A 19,398-nucleotide genomic window follows, 5' to 3' on the forward strand; every position below is an offset into this window, starting at 1 on the left:
CGGGCCGCGCCTTTGCTTTCGCACGGGACGGCCGGCCAGGCGGAGGCCGGCGGACCGGTCCCCGCCTCCGGCGGGTGTCAGGCTGCTGTGTCGAGCACGATGCGGAACCGGGCGTCGCCGGCCATCATCCGCTCGAACGCCTTCGGCGCCTCGGACAGCGGCATGATCTGGTTCGCCGAGCGCACGCCCCGGCGGACGGCGAAGGACAGGGCGTCCTCGGTCTGGATCGCGGTGCCGACCATCGTGCCGGTGAGCGCGCGCTCCCCGAACAGCATCTGTCCCGTGTCCACGGAGATCGGGTCGCCGCCGGCGCCGATCACCACCAGCCGTCCGTGCGGGGCCAGCCCGCCGATCAGGGCCGACATCGCGCCGCCGTCCGCGGCGGTAGCCAGGATCGCCGCCGCGCCACCCCGCTTCTGCAGGGCCTCGGCGGGGTTCTCGGAGACAAACTCGTCCGCCCCCAGCTCGAGCGCCAGGGCGGCCTTGCCGGTGCCGCGGCCGATCGCGACGACCTGGTGCCCGAGCGCGTGGGCGAACTGGATGGCCAGGTGCCCCAGTCCGCCGACGCCCTGCACCGCGACCAGCGAGCCGGGCGGCAGGCCCACGTCGGTCAGCCCGCGGAACACCGTGATGCCCGCGCAGAGCAGCGGCGCGGCCTCGGCGGCGCTCAGCTCGGCGGGCAGGCGGACCAGGCCGCTCGCCCGGGCGTACGCGATCTCGGCGTAGCCGCCGTCGACGGTCGTGCCGGTCTTCGCCTGGTCGGCGCAGTTGACGAAGTCGCCGCGCCGGCAGTGGTCGCACTCGTAGCAGGGCCCGTTGAGGAACCCCACCCCGGCGCGGTCGCCCGGCCGCCACGCGTGCACGCCGGCCCCGACGGCGTCGACGACGCCCGCGATCTCGTGCCCCGGGATGATCGGCGCGGACGCGTCCGCCCGGAACAGGCCGAAGACCGCGAGCGCGTCGCTGTGGCAGACGCCGCAGGCCTCGACCCTGAGGCGTACCTCGCCCGGCCCGGGCGCACGCAGCTCCCGCTCGACGAGCGCGAAGCCGTCCGGCCCGGACACCTGGTAGGCGCGATAGGTGGTCATGGAGGCCTCAGCTCTCGAAGGTGAAAAGGATCTTGCCGGAGCGGCCCGGCCGGGCCGCGTGGTCGAGCGCCCGCTCGTACTGGTCGAGCGGGTAGGTGGCCTCGACGGGCACGTGCAGCGTGCCGTCGGCGACCAGCGCGGCGAGCTCGGCGTAGACCCGCTCGATCTCGGCACGCGGCGTGGCCGCCAGCCAGTTGCTGATCCACAGGCCGCGGTGGGTGAGACCGCCGAAGACCAGCGGGCCGAGCGGCAGCCGGGGGCTCTCGCCGGTGGCGATCGCCGAGTAGGACACCAGCGTGCCGCCCGGGGCGAGGGCCGCGGCCAGGGTCTCGGCGACCGGGCCGCCGGCGCCGTCGAAGGCCAGGCCGGGCTTCTCCGTGATGCGCTCGGCCAGGCCGGGCCCGTCGACGAGCACCTCATCGGCGCCCAGGTCGCGCAGCTCGGCGGCGACCTCGGGGCGGCGCACGATGTTCAGCGTCCGCACGCCGGCCCGCCGGGCGAGGGCGATGACCGACCGGCCGACCCCGGAATTGCCGAGGTCCTGGGCGACCCAGTCGCCGGGCTGCAGGGTGGCGTAGTCGTTCAGCAGGAGGTGGGCGGTCAGCGGGTTGATCGACAGCATCGACAGCTGGTGGCCGTCGGCCCCCTCGGGGACTTCCACGACGTTGGCGGCCGGGACCACGACCCGGTCGCCCCAGACGCCCTGCCGGTAAGGGTTGATCACCACTACCCGCTTACCGACCAGCGTGGCGTCCGTGTCGTTGCCGGCCTCCACGACGCGGCCGACGCCCTCCGAGCCGAGCACGGCCGGGAGGACCGGCTGGATCGGGTACCAGCCGTTGGCGTACAGGGAGTCCACCGGGTTGATCGGGGCCGCCTCCATGGCGACGAGGAGATCGCCCGGCCGGAGCGTGAGATCCGGGTCCTTGACCAGGGCGGCGGTACGCGCCGGGTCGCCCAGCGCGGAGATGACGAGTTGGCTCATGGCCTCGCCCTTCGGTCTATTTGAAGAAGACGCTTACAACAACAGCAAGCTAGCATCGAGATGTAAGCGGCTACAACGGATAGCCCGGCATGAAAGAATGTGACCATGGCAACCGGGATCGTCGACCTGCTCAACTCCCGGCCGTACGCGAACCTCCCCGACAAGCTCGACGACCCCGAGACCGCGCAGCAGGTGTTGCGCCCGTTCGGCCAGGAGGGCGCTCCGCCGGCGCATCGCATCGAGCAGATCCGCGCCGTCCGCGACGAGCTGGTGGCGCTCGCCGACGGGGGCGGGGACTGGGGCGACCTGACGGCACGGCTCTCGGGCAGCGTCTTCAACTTCACTTTCCAAGCCGATTCCGTACGCCTTCGTCAGGTCACCGGCGATCCCGTGCTCGGCCGCATCGCCCAGGAGGTCGCCGCGCTGGTCGAGGCCGGCAACTGGAGCCGGGTGCGGCTGTGCGCCAACGAGATCTGCCGCGAGGCCTTCTACGACACCACCCGCAGCCGCACCCGTCGCTGGCACTCCTACGAGTACTGCGGCAACAAAGTCAACGTGGCCGCGCACCGGGCGAGGGGCCAGTGATGCCGAAGATCGTCGAGCTGTGGCGCTATCCCCTCAAGAGCGCCCGCGGCGAACCGCTGCGCTCGGCCCCGGTCGAGCGCAGCGGCCTGGCCGGCGACCGGGAGTGGGCCTGCCTCGACCCGTCGGACGGCACGGTGGGCAGCGCCAAGCACCCGCGCCGGTGGGGCCGCCTGCTCGAGGTCAGCGCGCGATCGCTCGACGGCGGCGGCCTGGCCGTCCGGATAGGCGGCGAGGAGTACCGGGCGTCCGCCACAGCCGCCCTTTCCGGCGCCGGGGCACCTCGACCTCCACGAGAGCGGACGACACCAGCGGCACGTCGCCCTGGGCGTTGAGCCAGCAGACCAGCTCGACGCTGTGCTCCTCCTGCCGGACCAGTTTCACCACGGCGGCCGAGTCGAGATAGATCACCAGCGCTCCTCGTCGCGCATCGCGGCGAGCGTCTCGGCCGCATCCACATCCTGGTCGCCGAGCTTGGGCGGAAGCGGGACCGGCCCGGTGCCGGTGGGGGGTGGCGGCCCGACCGGCGGCCACCAGCCTGGCCAATGCCGACCGGTCATCGCCGACCGGAACGAGCCGGGCGATCGGTGATCTCAATGGTCTCGCCACCGCTCACCCGGGCCAGCGCCCAGCTACCAGCTATAATGCGAGCGTGGACGCTTGCGTCCCCTCAGCAATCCGGGAGCACGGGTTCAAATCCCGTTCGGTCCCTTCGTGGACCGGTAGTTTAGCGGCCTAGAACACCGGACTGTCGTACACGAAGCCGGAGCGGATCCCGCTCCGGCTTCGCTGTTTCAGTCGGGGAGGAGGGGGCGCCACCAGGCAGCGTGGTCGCGGTACCAGCGGATCGTGTCGGTCAGGCCGGCGGTGAACTCGACGCGCGGGCGCCAGCCCAGCTCGCGGCGGATCTTGTCGTCGTCGAGGGCGTGGCGGTGGTCGTGGTCCTTGCCGTCGCCGCCCTGCTCCACGCTGTCGCCGGGCAGGCCCAGCCGGTCGAGGATCATCTCGACCAGGTCGCGGTCGGCAAGCTCGACGCTGCCGCCGATGTGGTAGACGTCGCCGGCGCGGCCCTCCAGCAGGGCCAGGGCGATGCCGTGGCAGTGGTCGTCGACGTGCAGCCAGTCGCGCACCCGGGTGCCGTCGCCCGCCAGGCGGGCCGTGCGGCCCTCCAGCAGGCTCGTGACGAGCCGGGGGATGGTTTCGGCGGGATCCTGGTACGGCCCGTAGTTGTCGCTGCTGCGGGTCACCACGACGGGCAGGCCGTGGGTGCGGTGGTAGGCGAGGGCCATCAGGTCGGCGCCGGCCTTGGCGGCGGCGCCGGGGGTGGCGGGGGCGACCGCGGAGCGCTCGGTCCAGGCGCCGGTGTCGATCGAGCCGTACACCTCGTCGGTGGAGATGTGCACGAAGCGGGAGACGTCGCGGGCCAGGGCGGCGTCGAGCAGCGCCTCGACGCCGGGGACGTCGGCGCCGGACCGGGCGGTCGCGAAGTGCACGATCGCGTCGTGGCCGCGCAGCGCGGGTGCGACCACCGGAGTGTCGGTGACGTCGGCGGGGACGAAATCCAGGCGCTTGCTCTCGGCCACGGGGCTCAGGTTCGCGAAGCTCCCGGCGTACGCGAGCTTGTCGAGAACCGTGACCGACGCGCCCTCGAGACCCGGCAGATGGTCGGCCAGGATCGCTCGCACGAAGTGCGAGCCGATGAACCCGGCGCCACCGGTGACGAAAAGCCTCATCGCCCGGCGAGTCTAGCCACGGCCCGGCTGCGGACACCCGATCCGGTGATATGAGGGCGACGCGTTGTGGCGGGCAATGCGCGAGTGGTGACTGCCAATGGGTGGCCGATGAGGCTAGTGTTTCGACATGGAACGGCGAATTTTCGGCCTCGAGACCGAGTACGGAGTCACGTGTACTTATCGGGGGCAGCGGCGGCTGTCGCCGGACGAGGTGGCTCGCTATCTGTTCCGCCGAGTGGTGTCCTGGGGGCGCAGCAGCAACGTCTTTCTCCGCAACGGTGCCCGTCTCTACCTCGATGTCGGTTCCCACCCTGAGTACGCGACCCCCGAGTGCGACTCCGTCACCGACCTGGTCGCCCACGACCGGGCCGGCGAGCGGATTCTGGAGGGTCTCCTGGTCGACGCCGAGAAGCGGCTGCACGACGAGGGGATCGCGGGGGAGATCTACCTGTTCAAGAACAACACCGACTCGGCCGGCAACTCGTACGGCTGCCACGAGAACTACCTGGTCTCGCGCCACGGCGAGTTCGGCCGACTGGCCGACGTGCTCATCCCGTTCCTGGTCACCCGGCAGTTGATCTGCGGGGCCGGCAAGGTCCTGCAGACGCCGCGCGGCGCGGTCTTCTGCCTGTCGCAGCGCGCCGAGCACATCTGGGAAGGCGTCTCCAGCGCCACCACCCGGTCGCGCCCGATCATCAACACCCGCGACGAGCCGCACGCCGACGCCGAGCGCTACCGCCGCCTGCACGTGATCGTCGGCGACTCCAACATGAACGAGGTCACCACCCTGCTCAAGGTGGGCTCGGCCGACATCGTCCTGCGCATGATCGAGGCAGGCGTGGTCATGCGTGACCTCTCGCTGGAAAACCCGATCCGGGCGATCCGCGAGGTCAGCCACGACGTCACCGGCCGCCGCAAGATCCGCCTGGCCAACAACAAAGAGGTCTCGGCCCTCGAGATCCAGCAGGAATACCTGGCGAAGGCCACCGAGTTCGTCGAGCGGCGCGGCGGCGACCAGACCGCCAAGCGGGTCGTCGAGCTGTGGGGCCGGGTGCTCAACGCGATCGAGAACGGCGACCTCGACCCGGTCTCCCGCGAGATCGACTGGGTGTCGAAGTACAAGCTGATCGAGCGCTACCAGGCCAAGCACGAGATCCCGATGTCGCACCCGCGCATCGCCCAGCTCGACCTGGCCTACCACGACGTGCGCCGGGGCCGCGGCCTCTACGCGCTGATGGAAAAGCGCAAGCAGGTCGACCGCATCGCCAACGACCTCGAGATCTTCGAGGCCAAGGAGACGCCGCCGCAGACCACCCGGGCGCGCTTGCGCGGCGAGTTCATCAAGCACGCGCAGGAGAAGCGGCGCGATTTCACCGTCGACTGGGTGCACCTCAAGCTCAACGACCAGGCGCAGCGCACCGTCCTGTGCAAAGACCCGTTCCGGGCGTACGACGAGCGGGTGGAGCGGCTGATCGCCAGCATGTAGCGCGTGGTTACGCTGGTCAGGTGACTCCTGACCAGCACGAGCGCACCTCCGAGGAGGTCGCTTGGGGCCGGGTGCAGCGCAAACGCGAGCGCATCCGGTCCGAGATCCGGCGCAACCGGGCCGGCGGCCACAAGATTCCGACGTGGCTGCTGGCCGTGGCGCTCGGCATCATCCTGCTCGGCTGGCTCGTGCTGCTCGTGACTTCGTAGAAGCAACCGGCCCGCAACCCGTGTCGCAACCGGCGGGGCTTCTCCTGAGCGGATGACCACCGGCCGGAGCTGGAAGCTCTACGCGGCGACGGCTGCGATCGCCATCGCTGCCTATCAGTTGATCCCGTCCAGCGGGTGGTGGGAGAGCGGCTGGCAGGTGGCCGTCGGCTACCTGGGCGTGGCCGCCATCCTGATCGGGGCGCGCCGGCTCCCGCGCCGCGACCGCCTGCCCTGGTGGTGCTTGGCCTTCGGGGTGGGCGCCAACGTCTCCGGCATCCCGGTTTCCATCTACGCGATCGACGTGCTCGGCGTCGACACCTTGCCCGGCCCGGCCGACCCGCTGTTCCTGCTGCTCTACCCGGCCTGCGCGGTCGGCCTCGGCCTGCTGATCAGGCGCCGCGAGCCGCGCCGCAACTGGACCGCCGCGGTCGACGCCGCCGTCATCACGACCGGGCTCGGGCTGCTCGCCTGGGTCTACGTGATCAAGCCGGTGACGGTCGGCCAGAACATCGACATGCTCGGGCGCGCCGTGCAGGCCGCGTACCCGATCGGCGACCTACTGCTGCTCGCCATGATGATGCGGCTGCTGCGCGGCGAGGGTAGTCGCGGCGCCGCGTTTTGGTGGATCACCGGCTCGCTCGCGGCGTTCCTGGTCGGCGACACCGCCTGGGTGCTCATCGGCAGCGTCCCCGAGCTCGGCGCGGTGGAGGACATCCCGTGGATGCATCGCTCGATCGACATGGTGTTCCTGGTGGCGTTCTCGCTGTTCGGCATCGGCGCGCTGCACAACGAGGCCCGCGAGATGGGTGTGGTCGCCGCTCAGCACCCGGTGCGGCTCGGGCGGGTGCAGCTGGCGCTGCTCGCCGCGGCCTCGCTGATCGCGCCCGGCCTGCTCGCGGTGCAGCTGCACCAGGGGCGCGTCGAGGACGGCTGGGCCATCGTGATCGGCTGCACGGTGCTGTTCCTGCTGGTGGTGCTGCGGATGGCGCAGCTGGTGCGGGAGATCGAGCGGCGCGCCGCCCAGGTGCGCGACCTGGCCCGCCGCGACGAGCTGACCGGCCTGCCCAACCGCCGGGTCTGGAACGAGGACCTGCCCCGCGCCCTCGAGTTCGCCCGCCGCGACGGACGGCCGATCAGCGTGGCGCTGCTCGACCTCGACCACTTCAAGATGTTCAACGACACGTTCGGCCATCCGGCGGGGGACCGGCTGCTCAAGGAGGCGTCCGCGGCCTGGCACGGCGCGCTGCGCGCGGTCGACCTGCTGGCCCGCTACGGCGGCGAGGAGTTCATCGTGCTGCTGCCCGACGCGGACACCTCCGAGGCTCGGCAGATCCTCGAGCGGGCGCTGGCGGCGACGCCGCAGGGCCAGACCTTCTCGGCGGGGGTCGCGGTGTGGGACGGCGCCGAGACCGCCGATCAGCTGGTGGCGCGGGCGGACGCGGCGTTGTACGAGGCGAAGGCGGGCGGCCGGAACCGGGTTACGGCTGTGGACGGGCGCGGGGAAATGTCGTACGGGGCTGCTTGACTGGGCCCCACCCGAACGAGGGTGGGGGCCCAGGGAGCCGAGCGCGGGGATCGGGGCCGGGCTGAGCGTAGGGCTGAGGGGCCGTCCGGACGCCTGACGCTCCGTCAGCGCCGGCGCTGGTGGTGGCGGGCGACCCGGGCCCGGCGGCGGGACCCGGCAGATCGAGGCGCCGGTGATCGTCATCGACACGGGCACCCGGTCCAAGCCGCTGGCGATCACCGGCGCGGGCGACGTCCCGGTGCTCGACTCCACGTCGATCATGGAGTTGGGAGAGCTCCCGGAGCACCTGATCATCCTGGGCGGCGGCTACATCGGGCTGGAGTTGTTCGGGACGTTCGCGGGCTAGCGCGCGGTCAGGAGAGCAGCGATGCGGCGTGCCGGCCGGCGGCCGCCGCGGTCAGGAAGTAGGCGTGGTCCTGGTCGAGGCCGCGCCCCATCGTGGAGAGGCCGACGGGGCTTGCGCGCAGGGCGGCGTCGAGGCCGCCGGTCGCGACGCGGACCAGCCGGTGGCGCGCTCCGAGCGGCGCGAGCGCCGCGTCGATCTCCGCGGCAAGGTGGGGCTCGAGGCCGTCCGGCACCGGCAGGTCCGCGGGCATCAGGGCGACTTTCCCGTACGCCGTGAGCGTGTGATGCGACAAGCCGCGGTGCCGGGGGCGGCCGTCGCCGTCGGACACCCGCAGCGAGCCGACCGGACGCCCGCCGAGCGTGGCGACCGCGTTGATCGCCTCGCCAAGGGCCACCCCGGAGAAGCCCCAGGTGGTGCCCGTGCCGAGGTTGCCGGGGCCCTGGCTGACGATCGCGATGTCGGCGCGCAGCACGTGCCGGGCCGCGAGCAGGCCGGTGTGCACGGTGCTCGCTTCGAGGTCGCCGCCGAAGGCCTGGCCGGTCGTGATGGTGCCGGCCAGGTGGCCGCGCAAGCCGTCGAGGGTGCGGCTGAACCATGCCGGCAGCGCCCCGCCGTCTGTCATGACGTACGCGACCTCGGCCTGGGGATTGTCGGCGTGAATGCCCGCGAGGATGGCCGGGAGGGCCGAGTGAAGATCGGCCGTGACCACGGGCATGCCGTCGAGGGAGTCGGCGGCCGCCATGACCGCGCGGTGCGGGGAGGCCTCCTCGTCGACGCCGAGCCGGATCGCCTGCAGCGGCGTGTAGCGGGCCTTGACCAGGTGACCGGCGTCCCGGTTGCTGCCGTCGTCCTCCGGGTCGGGAGGCAGGCGGTCGGGCAGGGCCACCACGAGCGCGTAGCCGCCGGTGCCCAGGCCCATGACCAGCGCGCCCACATTGAGCAGGACCCGGTCGCCTTCCCGCGGCTCGCCGACCAGGTCGGGATAGGCCAGCGCCCGCAGTGTGCCCTCGTCGGTTGCCACGTCGAGCTCTGTTGATCCGTGCCACTTGCGGCGGATTGCCTGAACTGTCCCGGACCGCCAGCGCACCATGACCGGCGAATCTACTCGATGCCGCCGTCCATGTGATGGCGACCGGCCGCACCCCGGGTCGGGTCGAGGAACACGTACCGGATGCCCGGGTATCTGGCCCGCAACCGGCGTTCGGCCTCGTCGGAGGCCTCCTCGATCTCGCCGCCGGTCACCTCGTCCTCGAAGTCGACCTTGGCGGCGACCAGGATGTCGCCCGGGCCGAGCTGCATGGTCAGCAGCGTCGGCACCGCCACCACGACCGGGATCTCGGCGAGGTCGGCGGCGATCTGGTTGTGGATCCGGCGCGGCACCGAGCGGCCCACCAGCAGCGACGCGTTGCTGCGGGCGAGGATTGCGGCCACCAGGAACAGCAGGACGCCGATCGCCACCGAGGCCAGCCCGTCCCAGATCTCGTCGCCGGTCATCTGGGTCAGTCCCAGACCCAGCGCGGCCAGGACGAGGCCGACCAGCGCCGCCGAGTCTTCGAAGTAGACCGCCTTCACCGTGGTGTCCGGGGTCAGGCGCAGGAAGCGGGAGCGGGTGACGCCCCAGCGGCGCGACTCGCCGGCCACCTGGCGCTGGGCGCGCAGGAACGAGGTGCCCTCGGCGACGAACGAGATCGCGAGCACGATGTACGACCACAGGAAGTCGCCGCTCTTCTCTTCCGCCACGATCGAGGTGATGCCGTGGTAGATCGAGAACGCGGAGCCGCCGACGAACGTGAACAGGGCGGCGATGAACGCCCAGACGTAGCTCTCCTTGCCGTACCCGAAGGGGTGTTCCTCGTCGGCCGGCTGCCGGCCGCGGATCAGTGCGACGTAGAGGAAGACCTCGGTGATCGTGTCGGCGAACGAGTGCGCCGCCTCGGAAAGCATCGCCGACGACCCGGCGAACAGGCCGGCCACGAGCTTGGCGAGGGCGATCGCCAGGTTGGCCGAGCCGGCCAGGATCACGGTGCCGACGCTCTCGTTCCCGCCTCCCTCGGCGTCGCCGGGGACGGGCAGCGGCTCGGCGCCGGCCAGGCCGGTCTGTTCGGACGTCACCGGATCATCCTTCCCCGCGCAGGTTACGAAATAACGGTGTGGGGCCGATGGCTGCTAGCGTTGCCTCTCGTGTCGCGCACCCGCACCGAGCGCCTGGTCAATCTTGTGATCTGCCTGCTGTCCACGCGACGGTTCCTGACCGCCGCGCAGATCGCCGCGACCGTGCCGGGTTACGAGCACGACCCCGAGGACCCCCGCGACCACGAGGCCTTCCAGCGCAAGTTCGAGCGGGACAAGGCCGAGCTGCGCGAGCTCGGCGTGCCGCTCGAGACGGGTACGGCCAGCGTCTTCGACCAGGAGCCGGGGTACCGGATCGCCCGCCGCGAGTACGCCCTGCCCGACATCATCCTCGAGCCCGACGAGGCCGCCGCGGTCGGCATCGCGGCCCGCCTCTGGCAGCACGCCGGGCTCGCCGCGGCCGCCTCCTCCGGACTGGCCAAGCTGCGCGCCGCCGGCGTCGAGGTCGACCCGCAGGCCACCCTGGGCGTCGAGCCGGTCGTCACCGTCGACCCGGCGTTCGGGCCGCTGACCAGCGCGGCGCGTGACCGGCGCGCGGTGACGTTCAGCTACCGGGTGCCCGAGGTCGACGAGCCCGCCACCCGCCGGCTCGAGCCGTGGGGCGTCGTCTGCTGGCGCGGCCGGTGGTACGTGGTCGGCCACGACCGCGACCGGCACGCCACCCGTTGCTTCCGCCTCTCCCGCATCGTCGGCAACGTGCGGCCGGTCGGCCGGCCGGGCGCGTTCACCCCGCCCGCGGGCGAAGACCTGATCAGCCATGTCGCCGGCTGGGACGGCCCGCACCAGTGGACCGGCCGGGCGATCGTCGTGGCTCGTCAAGGGCGCGCGGCCGGCCTGCGCCGATGGGCGGTCTCGACGCAGCCGGGTCCCGCCGGGGATCGGCTGACCCTTCCCTACGCCGATGCCGAGCGGCTCGCGTCGACCCTGGCGGGGTACGGCCCGGACGTTTACGTCGAGGGGCCGCCGGAGGTGCGTGACGCCGTGATCCAGCAGCTCAAGGAGGTCATGGCCCGCCACGAGGGTGTGGTGGCGGCATGACCGTCCCGAAACCGTCCGTGGACCGGCTGGGCCGGCTGCTGAACCTGGTGCCCTACCTGCTCGCGCGGCCCGGGATCCTGATCTCGGAGGCCGCGGCCGACCTCGACATCAGCGAGAAGCAGCTGCGCGAAGATCTCGAGCTGCTCTGGGTGTGCGGGCTTCCCGGGTACGGGCCGGGCGACCTCATCGACATGGCGCTCGACGGCGACCGGGTGACGATCAGCCACGACGCGGGCATCGACCGGCCGCTGCGTCTCAACCAGGACGAGGCGCTCGCCCTGGTGGTGGCGCTGCGGATGCTGGCCGAGACGCCGGGCACCGGCACCCGGGACGTGATCGAGCGGGCCCTCGCCAAGATCGAGAGCGCGGCCGGAGATCTGGCCGACGCGCCGGTCGCGGTCAAGCTTCCGGCCAACGCCGAGAAGCTCGACCAGGTCCGGGCCGCGGTCGAGGGCGGGCACGCGCTGCAGATGACCTACTACACGGCCGCGCGCGACGAGACCACGTCGCGGGTCGTGGATCCGATGCGGGTGCTGATGGTGGGCGGCCGGGCCTACCTGGAGGCCTGGTGCCGGCGCGCCGAGGCGGTCCGGATGTTCCGGGTCGACCGGATCGACGCGTTCACCGAGCTCGACGAGTCCTCGGCGCCGCCGCCCGACGCCGCTCCGCAGGACGTCAGCGACGGCGTCTTCCGGCCCACCGCCGACCTGCCGCTGATGACGCTGCGCATCGGACGGCACAGCCGGTGGATCACCGAGTACTACCCGGTCGAGGAGATTCGCCGCTCCTCCGCCGCGTCGTCGTCCGGGGAATGGGTCGTGACCATGCGGATCACCGATCTCGGCTGGGCGCAGCGGCTGCTGCTCGGGCTGGGGCCGGACGTCACCGTGGTCGGGCCGCCCGAGCTGCTCGAGCGGATCCGGCAGCAGGCGACGGCCGCGCTCGACCAGTACAGCTCGCCCGCCGGGTAGGGTGTCTGCCGTGTTGCTCTGGGTCTGGATCGCCGTTGTCGTGGTCGCGCTGGTCATTCTGGTCGCCGCGGCGGCGCCGCTGCTGGGCAAGCTCGGCGGGCTGCGCCGGGCCGCCGTGAAGCTCCAGCGCCGCCAGCAGGAGGCGCTCGCCCTGCAGGAGAAGGCGCTGGTCCTGCAGGAGACGGTCGCCCAGGTCGAGGCTCGTCTGCCGAACCGGTCATGACCTTTACAGATCTTGTGGGCCGGGGGTAGCGTGCGGCGTTCCTTCCTCGTTGTCCAAGACTTCGTGTGAAACCGGCCGGGTCCCGTGGGCTACTTCACCAGAATTGCCACGTACGATGGACCCCGCACAACTGATCCGACCGACTGGAGTTCTCCCATGGGTGCCCTCAAGCCATGGCACATCGCCATCTTCGTGGTCGTCCTCGTGCTGCTGTTCGGCGCGAAGCGGCTTCCCGACGCGGCCCGGTCGCTCGGCCGTTCGCTGCGCATCATCAAGGCGGAGACGAAGGGCCTCATCGACGAGAACAACAACGTCGCGGAAAAGGCCGAGCCCGAGTACCACCGCCAGCCCCTGCAGGGCGACGTGCAGCAGCCGACGCAGCCGCAGGGCTACCAGCCACCGCCGGCCCAGCCGCAGGCGCAGCCCTACGTCGACCCGGTGCAGCGCACCAACGACCGCTGACTAGTCGGTCATGGCGCTGACCCTTCGCCGTCAAGGGCGGCCCAGCAAGTTCCAGCAGGCCGCCGACGGTTCCATGACGCTCCTCGACCACATCCGGGAGCTTCGTAACCGGCTCTTCATAGCCTCGCTCGGGCTGGTCGTCGGCCTGATCGTCGGCTTCATCGTGTCGAACTGGGTCTTCGACCTGCTCAAGGAACCGTACTGCCAGCTCGACTCGTCCTGGGCCACCCGGCCCGACGGCACGGCGTACTGCGACTTCGTCGTCCTCGGTGTGGGCGACGGCCTGATGCTCCGGCTCAAGATCGCGCTCTGGGTCGGCCTCATCGTGGGCGCGCCCGTCTGGCTCTACCAGCTCTGGGCGTTCATCGCCCCCGGCCTGCACCGGCACGAGCGCAAGTGGGCGTACGTGTTCGTCGCGATCGCCGCGCCGCTGTTCGCCGTCGGCGCGGTGCTGGCCTACCTGGTGGTCGGCCACAGCCTGGCCTTCATCATGGAGGCCGGCGTCCTGGGTGAATCCACGAAACTCGAGGTGGGAAGCTACATCGGCTTCGTCACCAGCATGCTGCTGCTGTTCGGGGCGGCGTTCGAGTTCCCGCTGATACTCCTGATGCTGAACTTCACCGGCGTGGTCACGGCCCGCCGGCTGCTCAGCTGGTGGCGGGTCGTGGTCTTCCTGTCGTTCGCGTTCGCCGCGATCGCCACGCCCGACCCGGGCCCGTTCGGCATGACGCTGCTCGCTGCCTGCATGGTGCTGCTCTACTTCATCGCGGTCGGCGTCGGCTTCATCAACGACCGTCGCAAGGGCCGCGGCAAGGAGATCTACGCCGACATCGACGACGACGCGATCTCGCCCCTCGAGGACGACCGCGTCCCGGTCGGCGCCTCCGACCCGATCGAGGCGCCCGGCCCGGTCGACGGCCCGGCGCCGGTGCACAAGCCGCTGCCGCTAGAGGGCCGTTTCGACGACATGACGTAGTAATGTCGCCCGCCATGACGAGCGGTGACATCGCGGTGCTGGCCAACCCCCACGCGGGGCGCGGCCGGCACCGCGGTCTGCTTCCCGGGGTGGTGCAGCGGCTCGGCGCCGCCGGGCACGCCGTGCGGCTGCTGGAGGCGTCGACCGCGGAGGAGGCCGAGAAGGCCTGCCATCGGGCCGTCGGGGACGGCTGCGTGGCTCTGGTGGCCGTGGGCGGCGACGGGACGGCGCACCTCGCACTGCAGGCGGCAGCTTCGCGGCCCGTGGCGTTGGGGGTGGTGCCGGCCGGGACCGGGAACGATTTCGCCGCCGGGACCGGGGTGTCGCTCGACCCGCTGGCGGCGGCCTCGTCGATCGCCTCCGCCCTGGCCTCGTCCCGAACGGCGCCGATCGATCTCGCCCGGACCGTGGGGACCGACGGGGAGGAGCGGTGGTTCGGGGCGGTGCTGGCGGCCGGTTTCGACGCGATCGTGAACGAACGGGCCAACCGGATGCGCTGGCCACGCGGGCCGCGGCGCTACGACCTGGCGATCATGCTGGAGATGGCGCGGGTGCGGCCGCGGCTCTACGCCCTGGAGATCGACGGGGTGGATCACGGCTTCGAGGGCACGCTGGTCGCCGTCGGGATATGTCCTAGCTATGGCGGCGGTTTACGGATTCTTCCGGCGGCCGACCCGACGGACGGGCTGCTCGATGTGGTGACGGCGCTGCCGCTCTCGCGCGCCGCGATGGCCCGGCTGAAGCCGCGCCTGCGCCGTGGCACCCACGTAACCGATCCGCGGGTACGGACATATCGGGCAAAGCAGGTGCGGCTGCACTCGGACGGGATCATCGCGTACGCGGACGGCGAGCGGCTCGGGCCGCTCCCGCTGGAGATCACCTGCGTCCCGGGCGCGCTGCGGCTGCTGCGGTAGCGGTTGGGTTGCGCGCCCGGCCACGCGGTCAGTAATGCCGGGGGCGGCCGAACCTGAGGGCATGTCGCTCAGTTCGCTCCGCTCGTTCAGTGGCGCCGCGTCGCTCGCCACCACCGCCTTCGACACCGCGCGCTCGACGCTGAAGGCGATGGCCGAGGCGGCCGTGCCACCGCCGGGCTCGGAGGTGGCGGCGGAGACGTCGACCGGGGAGCGGTCGCAGCCGGGCGCCGCGCCGGTCCCGGTCGCGGAACCGGCGGAGTCGGCCGCGGCCAAGCGCGAGGCGACGGAGCGGACGCCCGTGGAGAAGCGCAAGGCCGGCGTCCGCAAGGGCGTCTCGCTGGACGCCTACGCCTGAGGCGCGTAGGCCACCGAACGACGGCGACGGACCGCACCCACCTCGACCACCCGGCACCCGGCACTCCATGATCGGCGGGGACGCTCTAGGCGCCGCAGCCGGCCAGGGTCAGGGCCGCGGTGAGGCCGTTGGGGCGGCCGGGCTCGGAAGCCGGCAGGACCAGCGCCGCGCAGCCGGCCTTCACGGCGCCGGCGTCGGCGGGGGTGTCGCCGACCATCAGGGTGCGCTCGGGGTCGACGCCCAGCATGCCGCAGGCCCGCAGGAAGATGGCGGGGTCGGGCTTGGTGCGGCCGAGCTCGTAGCTCAACGCGTACGCGTCGATCATGGAATGGAGCCCCCAGGCGTCGAAGTGGGGGCGGATGTCGAAGCCGATGTTGCTGACCACCGCCACCTTGATGCCGGCGCCGTGCAGCGTGCGCAAGGTGGGCTCGGTGTCGGCGTAGGGGAGCCAGCCCTCGGGGCCCAGCAGCCGTTCGTACAGGGCTTCGGCCAGGCCCTCGACCTCGGTGGCCACGGTCGCTGCCAGGCCCGTGAAGGCGGCGCGGTGGCTGTGCGCGTACAGATCTCGGTCGGCCCAGTGCTCGGCGAGCTGGGGCGGCACGCGGGCCGGAAGCGGTCCCCCGGCTCGGCCTGCCATCACCAGGCGGTCGGCGAGCATCGTGGCCTTGCCCCGGTCGAGCTCGTGGCCGCAGGCCACGGCCGCCGCCTGAACCCATTGGATCGGATCTTCCACCTGGGCCAGCGTGCCGTGGAAATCGAACAGCACGGCGTCGACCTGGCGGGACGGCCGATGGGGAGGATGATCGGTCGATTCCACGGCTTCCGGCACGGATGCACGATACCTACCCGGTCCCCAGCCGTGAGACGGCCACCGCCGGTGCTGCAAGTTGTCACACCCACGAACTAGCCTGTGGTCATGACGAGTCCCGCCGAGAAGTATGCAGAATCGAAACGGCGGGCGGCCCGGCAGGCCCAGTTCCCGGCGCTCGACGACTTCATGCTCGACGTCGGCTTCGACCTTGACGATTTTCAGCGCTCGGCGTGCGAGTCGCTCGAGCGTGGCAGCGGCGTGCTGGTGTGCGCGCCGACCGGCGCCGGCAAGACGGTGGTGGGCGAGTTCGCCGTGCACCTCGCGCTGCGCGCCGGCGAGCGTAAATGCTTCTACACCACCCCGATCAAGGCGCTGTCCAACCAGAAGTATCACGACCTCGTCGAGCGCTACGGGTCCGACAGGGTCGGCCTGCTGACCGGTGACAACGCGATCAACGGCGACGCCCCGGTGGTGGTGATGACCACCGAGGTGCTGCGCAACATGCTGTATTCCGGTTCCACGAGTCTCAAGGGCCTGGCCTACGTGGTGATGGACGAGGTCCACTACCTGGCCGACCGCTTCCGCGGCGCGGTCTGGGAGGAGGTGATCATCCACCTCCCGGCGTCGGTGAACCTGGTCTCGCTGTCCGCGACGGTCAGCAATTACGAGGAATTCGCCGACTGGCTGGTCACCGTGCGTGGCGAGACCGAGGTGGTGGTCAGCGAGCACCGGCCCGTCCCGCTCTGGCAGCACATGCTGGTCGGCAAGCGCATGTTCGACCTGTTCCACGACGCCGACGCGGCCCGTAAGCACGACGTGCACCCCGAGCTGCTGCGCTACACGCGCGAGATGGAACGGCGGCTCGAGCTCACCGACCGGTCGCACGGCCCGGGTCATCGCGGGCGCTCCCGGCGCTGGCAGCCACCGCCGCGCCCCGAGGTGGTCGACCGGCTCGAGCGGGCCGGCCTGCTCCCGGCGATCCTGTTCATCTTCAGCCGGGCCGGGTGCGACGCGGCCGTCCAGCAGTGTCTCTCGGCGGGGCTGCGGCTCACCGATTCCGACGAGCGCGCCGAGATCCGCCGCATCGCCGACGCCAAGGTCGCGGGCATCCCGCGAGAAGATCTGTCCGTCCTGGGCTACTGGGAATGGCTCGACGGCCTCGAGCGGGGCGTCGCCGCCCACCACGCCGGCATGCTGCCCGCCTTCAAGGAGGCGGTCGAGGAATGCTTCGTGCGCGGGCTGGTCAAGGCGGTGTTCGCGACCGAGACGCTGGCCCTGGGCATCAACATGCCGGCCCGCTGCGTCGTGCTCGAGCGACTGGTCAAGTTCAACGGCGAGGCGCACGTCGACCTGACGCCGGGGGAATACACGCAGCTCACCGGCCGCGCCGGTCGCCGGGGCATCGACGTCGAGGGCCACGCCGTCGTGCTGTGGAGCCCCGAGGTCGACCCGCGCCACGTCGCGGGTCTGGCTTCGACGCGTACATATCCGTTGCGCTCCTCGTTCCGCCCGTCCTACAACATGGCGGTCAACCTGGTCGGCACGGTCGGCGCCGACAATGCCCGCGACCTGCTCGAGTCGTCGTTCGCCCAGTTCCAGGCCGACCGCTCGGTGGTGGGCCTCGCCCGGCAGGTGCAGCGCAACGTCGACACCATGGACGCGTACGGGAACGATGCCGCCTGCCATCACGGCGACTTCGACGAGTACTTCGCGATCCGGGTCGCCATCGCCGACCGCGAGCGCGCGCTCGCCCTGCAGGGCGCCAACCAGCGCCGGGCCGCGGCGGTGTCCTCGCTGGAGCGGCTGCGGGTCGGCGACGTCATCCGGGTGCCGCAGGGCCGGCGGGCCGGGCTGGCGGTCGTGCTGGAGGCGCCGGCCGGGGGCTTCGGCGAGCCGCGGCCGCTGGTGCTGACGCAAGACCGGTGGGCCGGGCGGGTCAGTCCGGCCGACTTCCCGGGTGAAGCGGAGGTGCTCGAGCGCATTCGCGTACCGAAACACTTCAACCACCGCAACCCGTCGGCTCGCCGTGACCTCGCCGCCCAGGTCTCCGCCACCGGCCTCGACCGGCACGGCGGCGGCCGCCGCGGACGCCGTGGTGGCGGCGGCAACGACGGTGAAGACGCCGAGATCGCCCTGCTCAAGGTGCAGATGCGGCAGCATCCCTGTCACGCCTGCCCCGAGCGCGAAGAGCACGCCCGCTGGGCCGAGCGCCGGCACCGGCTGCAGCGCGACACCGACGCCCTGCGCGACAAGGTCGCGGGCCGCACGGGCTCGCTGGCCCGCACGTTCGACCAGGTCTGCGCGGTGCTGGGCGAGCGGGGCTACCTGTCGCCCGAGGGCGAGGTGACCGAGGCCGGGCGCATGCTCGGGCGCATCTGGTCCGAGGCCGACCTGCTCGTCGCCGAGTGTCTGCGCCAGGGTGTCTGGGACGGGCTCGAGCCCGACGAACTGGCCGCCGCCGCCTCGATGGTGCTCTACGAGTCGCGGCGCGACGGCGACGACCGCGCGTCGGTGCCGAAGGGCCCGATCACCGCGGCCGTCGACGCCTGCACGAAGCTGTGGGGCGAGATCGCCGCCGACGAGGCCGACCACGGGCTGTCGCTCACCCGCGAGCCCGACCCGGGGTTCGTCTGGCCGATGTACCGATGGGCCCGCGGCGAGCCGCTCGCCCGGGTGCTGGCCAGCGGGCACAACTACGACGCCGACATGCCGGCGGGCGACTTCGTGCGCTGGGCGCGGCAGGTGCTCGACCTGCTCGGCCAGATCAGGGAGGCGCCGGCGTCGTCGTCCGGGGTCCGCGACGCGGCCCGCAAGGCGATCGCGGCGGTCAACCGGGGGGTGCTGGCCTACCAGGGTGAGCTCTGACGTGGACGCCCGCGTCGCGGATCCCGTGAGTGCCGCGCGGGAACTGGTCCGGGTGCGGTTTCCCGAGGCCTCCTGGGCCCTGCTCACCGGCAGCGTGGTCACCGCGCACCGCACGGCCGGCTCCGATCTGGACATCGTCGTGATGCACGACGACGACACGGGGTATCGCGAGAGCCTGCGCTATCGGGGCTGGCCGGTCGAGCTGTTCGTGCACACGCCGGCGCGGCTGGCCGGGTTCCTCGAGCGCGAGCTGGCGGCCCGCAAGCCGAGCACCCACCGCATGCTCGCGTCGGGAGTGCCGCTCGTCGGCGATCCCGGCGACCTGCCGGCGCACTGCGCACGGGTGCTCGCCGCCGGGCCCGGACCGTTGCCCGCCGCCGAGCGCGACCGGCTGCGGTACGGCCTCACCGACCTGCTCGACGACTACCGGCACGCCGGCGATGCGGGCGAGCGCACGGTGATCGCCGCGGCGCTCTGGACCGAGGCGGGGCGCGCCGCGCCGGCGTTCGCCGGCCGGTGGATCAGCGGCGGGAAGTGGCTGCTGCGCGAGCTACGCGAGCTCGACCCTCCGCTCGCGGCCCGCTGGCTGGCGGCCCGCGACGATCCGGCGGGCTTCGCCACCGAGATCCTCGAGCGGGCCGGTGGGCCGTTGTTCGAGGGCTACCGCGCCTAGAGTTCCGTCCACATGCGAGGGACGGG

The 19,398-nt window shown here is 72.0% G+C and carries 21 protein-coding genes and 1 pseudogene; 15 read left to right on the top strand and 7 right to left on the bottom strand.

Going from position 1 to position 19,398, the window contains the following annotated elements; all coding sequences use genetic code 11:
• Positions 1-77: 77 nt before the first annotated feature.
• Positions 78-1,088, bottom strand: coding sequence for an alcohol dehydrogenase catalytic domain-containing protein (locus tag ACIA5D_RS14900; protein WP_396030451.1), 1,011 nt, complete (start codon positions 1,086-1,088; stop codon positions 78-80).
• Positions 1,089-1,095: 7 nt separating this feature from the next.
• Positions 1,096-2,073 (bottom strand): zinc-dependent alcohol dehydrogenase family protein, encoded by a 978-nt coding sequence (locus tag ACIA5D_RS14905; protein WP_396030452.1) that lies wholly within the window; start codon positions 2,071-2,073, stop codon positions 1,096-1,098.
• Between the two features lie 105 nt (positions 2,074-2,178).
• Here ACIA5D_RS14905 and ACIA5D_RS14910 point away from each other — a divergent pair, with 105 nt between their 5' ends.
• Both ACIA5D_RS14910 and ACIA5D_RS14915 read left to right on the top strand, forming a co-directional pair.
• Positions 2,179-2,658: a CGNR zinc finger domain-containing protein gene (locus ACIA5D_RS14910; protein WP_396030453.1), complete on the top strand. Its 480-nt coding sequence runs from the start codon at positions 2,179-2,181 to the stop codon at positions 2,656-2,658.
• Complete coding sequence (locus ACIA5D_RS14915) at positions 2,658-2,990, top strand: MOSC N-terminal beta barrel domain-containing protein (protein WP_396030454.1); 333 nt, start codon at positions 2,658-2,660, stop codon at positions 2,988-2,990. The genes ACIA5D_RS14910 and ACIA5D_RS14915 overlap by 1 nt, the downstream gene beginning before the upstream one ends.
• A 72-nt stretch (positions 2,991-3,062) precedes the next feature.
• Here the strand turns inward: ACIA5D_RS14915 and ACIA5D_RS14920 are convergent, their stop codons facing one another.
• Both ACIA5D_RS14920 and ACIA5D_RS14925 read right to left on the bottom strand, forming a co-directional pair.
• Positions 3,063-3,215 carry a hypothetical protein gene (locus tag ACIA5D_RS14920; protein WP_396030455.1) on the bottom strand — a complete coding sequence of 51 codons (153 nt, stop codon included), beginning with the start codon at positions 3,213-3,215 and terminating at the stop codon, positions 3,063-3,065.
• 234 nt (positions 3,216-3,449) lie between these two features.
• Complete coding sequence (locus tag ACIA5D_RS14925) at positions 3,450-4,388, bottom strand: dTDP-glucose 4,6-dehydratase (RefSeq protein WP_396030456.1); 939 nt, start codon at positions 4,386-4,388, stop codon at positions 3,450-3,452.
• Between the two features lie 127 nt (positions 4,389-4,515).
• On the opposite strand from ACIA5D_RS14925, the gene pafA reads away from it, so the two are divergent.
• From pafA to ACIA5D_RS14945, 4 genes and pseudogenes are all read left to right on the top strand, one after another.
• A complete protein-coding gene (pafA, locus tag ACIA5D_RS14930) occupies positions 4,516-5,874 on the top strand; it encodes a Pup--protein ligase (protein ID WP_396030457.1) in 1,359 nt (452 codons plus the stop codon).
• A gap of 20 nt (positions 5,875-5,894) precedes the next feature.
• A complete protein-coding gene (locus tag ACIA5D_RS14935) occupies positions 5,895-6,083 on the top strand; it encodes a hypothetical protein (RefSeq protein ID WP_396030458.1) in 189 nt (62 codons plus the stop codon).
• A gap of 52 nt (positions 6,084-6,135) precedes the next feature.
• Complete coding sequence (locus tag ACIA5D_RS14940) at positions 6,136-7,608, top strand: GGDEF domain-containing protein (protein WP_396030459.1); 1,473 nt, start codon at positions 6,136-6,138, stop codon at positions 7,606-7,608.
• Between the two features lie 157 nt (positions 7,609-7,765).
• Positions 7,766-7,954, top strand: a pseudogene (locus ACIA5D_RS14945) (FAD-dependent oxidoreductase); the annotation flags it as partial.
• Between the two features lie 7 nt (positions 7,955-7,961).
• Here the strand turns inward: ACIA5D_RS14945 and ACIA5D_RS14950 are convergent.
• Positions 7,962-9,044: a DUF3866 family protein gene (locus ACIA5D_RS14950; protein WP_396030460.1), complete on the bottom strand. Its 1,083-nt coding sequence runs from the start codon at positions 9,042-9,044 to the stop codon at positions 7,962-7,964.
• Positions 9,045-9,055: 11 nt separating this feature from the next.
• Complete coding sequence (locus ACIA5D_RS14955) at positions 9,056-10,045, bottom strand: cation diffusion facilitator family transporter (protein WP_396031000.1); 990 nt, start codon at positions 10,043-10,045, stop codon at positions 9,056-9,058.
• Positions 10,046-10,135: 90 nt separating this feature from the next.
• Between ACIA5D_RS14955 and ACIA5D_RS14960 the strand changes: the two genes are divergently transcribed.
• The 7 genes from ACIA5D_RS14960 to ACIA5D_RS14990 all read left to right on the top strand — a co-directional run bounded on the left by ACIA5D_RS14960 (position 10,136) and on the right by ACIA5D_RS14990 (position 15,023).
• A complete protein-coding gene (locus ACIA5D_RS14960; RefSeq protein ID WP_396030461.1) occupies positions 10,136-11,122 on the top strand; it encodes a helix-turn-helix transcriptional regulator in 987 nt (328 codons plus the stop codon).
• Positions 11,119-12,093, top strand: coding sequence for a helix-turn-helix transcriptional regulator (locus ACIA5D_RS14965; protein WP_396030462.1), 975 nt, complete (start codon positions 11,119-11,121; stop codon positions 12,091-12,093). Before ACIA5D_RS14960 ends, ACIA5D_RS14965 begins: the two co-directional genes overlap by 4 nt.
• A 10-nt stretch (positions 12,094-12,103) precedes the next feature.
• The gene (locus ACIA5D_RS14970) at positions 12,104-12,316 is read left to right on the top strand and encodes a hypothetical protein (protein WP_396030463.1); all 213 of its coding nucleotides are present in this window, start codon (positions 12,104-12,106) and stop codon (positions 12,314-12,316) included.
• A gap of 156 nt (positions 12,317-12,472) precedes the next feature.
• The gene (gene tatA, locus ACIA5D_RS14975) at positions 12,473-12,778 is read left to right on the top strand and encodes a Sec-independent protein translocase subunit TatA (protein WP_396030464.1); all 306 of its coding nucleotides are present in this window, start codon (positions 12,473-12,475) and stop codon (positions 12,776-12,778) included.
• Between the two features lie 10 nt (positions 12,779-12,788).
• On the top strand, positions 12,789-13,754 hold the full coding sequence (gene tatC, locus ACIA5D_RS14980; protein WP_396030465.1) for a twin-arginine translocase subunit TatC: 966 nt from the start codon (positions 12,789-12,791) through the stop codon (positions 13,752-13,754).
• A gap of 14 nt (positions 13,755-13,768) precedes the next feature.
• Positions 13,769-14,668 carry a diacylglycerol kinase family protein gene (locus ACIA5D_RS14985; RefSeq protein WP_396030466.1) on the top strand — a complete coding sequence of 300 codons (900 nt, stop codon included), beginning with the start codon at positions 13,769-13,771 and terminating at the stop codon, positions 14,666-14,668.
• A 61-nt stretch (positions 14,669-14,729) separates the two neighbouring features.
• On the top strand, positions 14,730-15,023 hold the full coding sequence (locus ACIA5D_RS14990) for a hypothetical protein (protein ID WP_396030467.1): 294 nt from the start codon (positions 14,730-14,732) through the stop codon (positions 15,021-15,023).
• Between the two features lie 85 nt (positions 15,024-15,108).
• Here ACIA5D_RS14990 and ACIA5D_RS14995 read toward each other — a convergent pair whose 3' ends face one another.
• Positions 15,109-15,852, bottom strand: a complete 744-nt coding sequence (locus tag ACIA5D_RS14995) for an HAD family hydrolase (RefSeq protein WP_396030468.1) — start codon at positions 15,850-15,852, stop codon at positions 15,109-15,111.
• Positions 15,853-15,939: 87 nt separating this feature from the next.
• On the opposite strand from ACIA5D_RS14995, the gene ACIA5D_RS15000 reads away from it, so the two are divergent.
• Positions 15,940-18,699 carry a DEAD/DEAH box helicase gene (locus ACIA5D_RS15000; RefSeq protein ID WP_396030469.1) on the top strand — a complete coding sequence of 920 codons (2,760 nt, stop codon included), beginning with the start codon at positions 15,940-15,942 and terminating at the stop codon, positions 18,697-18,699.
• A complete protein-coding gene (locus ACIA5D_RS15005) occupies positions 18,689-19,372 on the top strand; it encodes a nucleotidyltransferase domain-containing protein (RefSeq protein ID WP_396030470.1) in 684 nt (227 codons plus the stop codon). The genes ACIA5D_RS15000 and ACIA5D_RS15005 overlap by 11 nt, the downstream gene beginning before the upstream one ends.
• Positions 19,373-19,398: the final 26 nt, after the last annotated feature.

Source organism: Actinoplanes sp. NPDC051513, from assembly GCF_044454685.1.
In the GTDB taxonomy this organism is placed as follows: domain Bacteria; phylum Actinomycetota; class Actinomycetes; order Mycobacteriales; family Micromonosporaceae; genus Actinoplanes.

Coding starts and splice junctions, on each gene's coding strand:
- ACIA5D_RS14940 (WP_396030459.1), top strand. CDS start 6,136: ATGACCACCGGCCGGAGCTGGAAGCTCTACGCGGCGACGGCTGCGATC.
- ACIA5D_RS14920 (WP_396030455.1), bottom strand. CDS start 3,215: ATGACCGGTCGGCATTGGCCAGGCTGGTGGCCGCCGGTCGGGCCGCCA.
- tatA (WP_396030464.1), top strand. CDS start 12,473: ATGGGTGCCCTCAAGCCATGGCACATCGCCATCTTCGTGGTCGTCCTC.
- ACIA5D_RS14915 (WP_396030454.1), top strand. CDS start 2,658: ATGCCGAAGATCGTCGAGCTGTGGCGCTATCCCCTCAAGAGCGCCCGC.
- ACIA5D_RS14950 (WP_396030460.1), bottom strand. CDS start 9,044: ATGGTGCGCTGGCGGTCCGGGACAGTTCAGGCAATCCGCCGCAAGTGG.
- ACIA5D_RS14965 (WP_396030462.1), top strand. CDS start 11,119: ATGACCGTCCCGAAACCGTCCGTGGACCGGCTGGGCCGGCTGCTGAAC.
- ACIA5D_RS14905 (WP_396030452.1), bottom strand. CDS start 2,073: ATGAGCCAACTCGTCATCTCCGCGCTGGGCGACCCGGCGCGTACCGCC.
- pafA (WP_396030457.1), top strand. CDS start 4,516: ATGGAACGGCGAATTTTCGGCCTCGAGACCGAGTACGGAGTCACGTGT.
- ACIA5D_RS14990 (WP_396030467.1), top strand. CDS start 14,730: ATGTCGCTCAGTTCGCTCCGCTCGTTCAGTGGCGCCGCGTCGCTCGCC.
- ACIA5D_RS14900 (WP_396030451.1), bottom strand. CDS start 1,088: ATGACCACCTATCGCGCCTACCAGGTGTCCGGGCCGGACGGCTTCGCG.
- ACIA5D_RS14910 (WP_396030453.1), top strand. CDS start 2,179: ATGGCAACCGGGATCGTCGACCTGCTCAACTCCCGGCCGTACGCGAAC.
- tatC (WP_396030465.1), top strand. CDS start 12,789: ATGGCGCTGACCCTTCGCCGTCAAGGGCGGCCCAGCAAGTTCCAGCAG.
- ACIA5D_RS15000 (WP_396030469.1), top strand. CDS start 15,940: ATGACGAGTCCCGCCGAGAAGTATGCAGAATCGAAACGGCGGGCGGCC.
- ACIA5D_RS14985 (WP_396030466.1), top strand. CDS start 13,769: ATGACGAGCGGTGACATCGCGGTGCTGGCCAACCCCCACGCGGGGCGC.
- ACIA5D_RS14925 (WP_396030456.1), bottom strand. CDS start 4,388: ATGAGGCTTTTCGTCACCGGTGGCGCCGGGTTCATCGGCTCGCACTTC.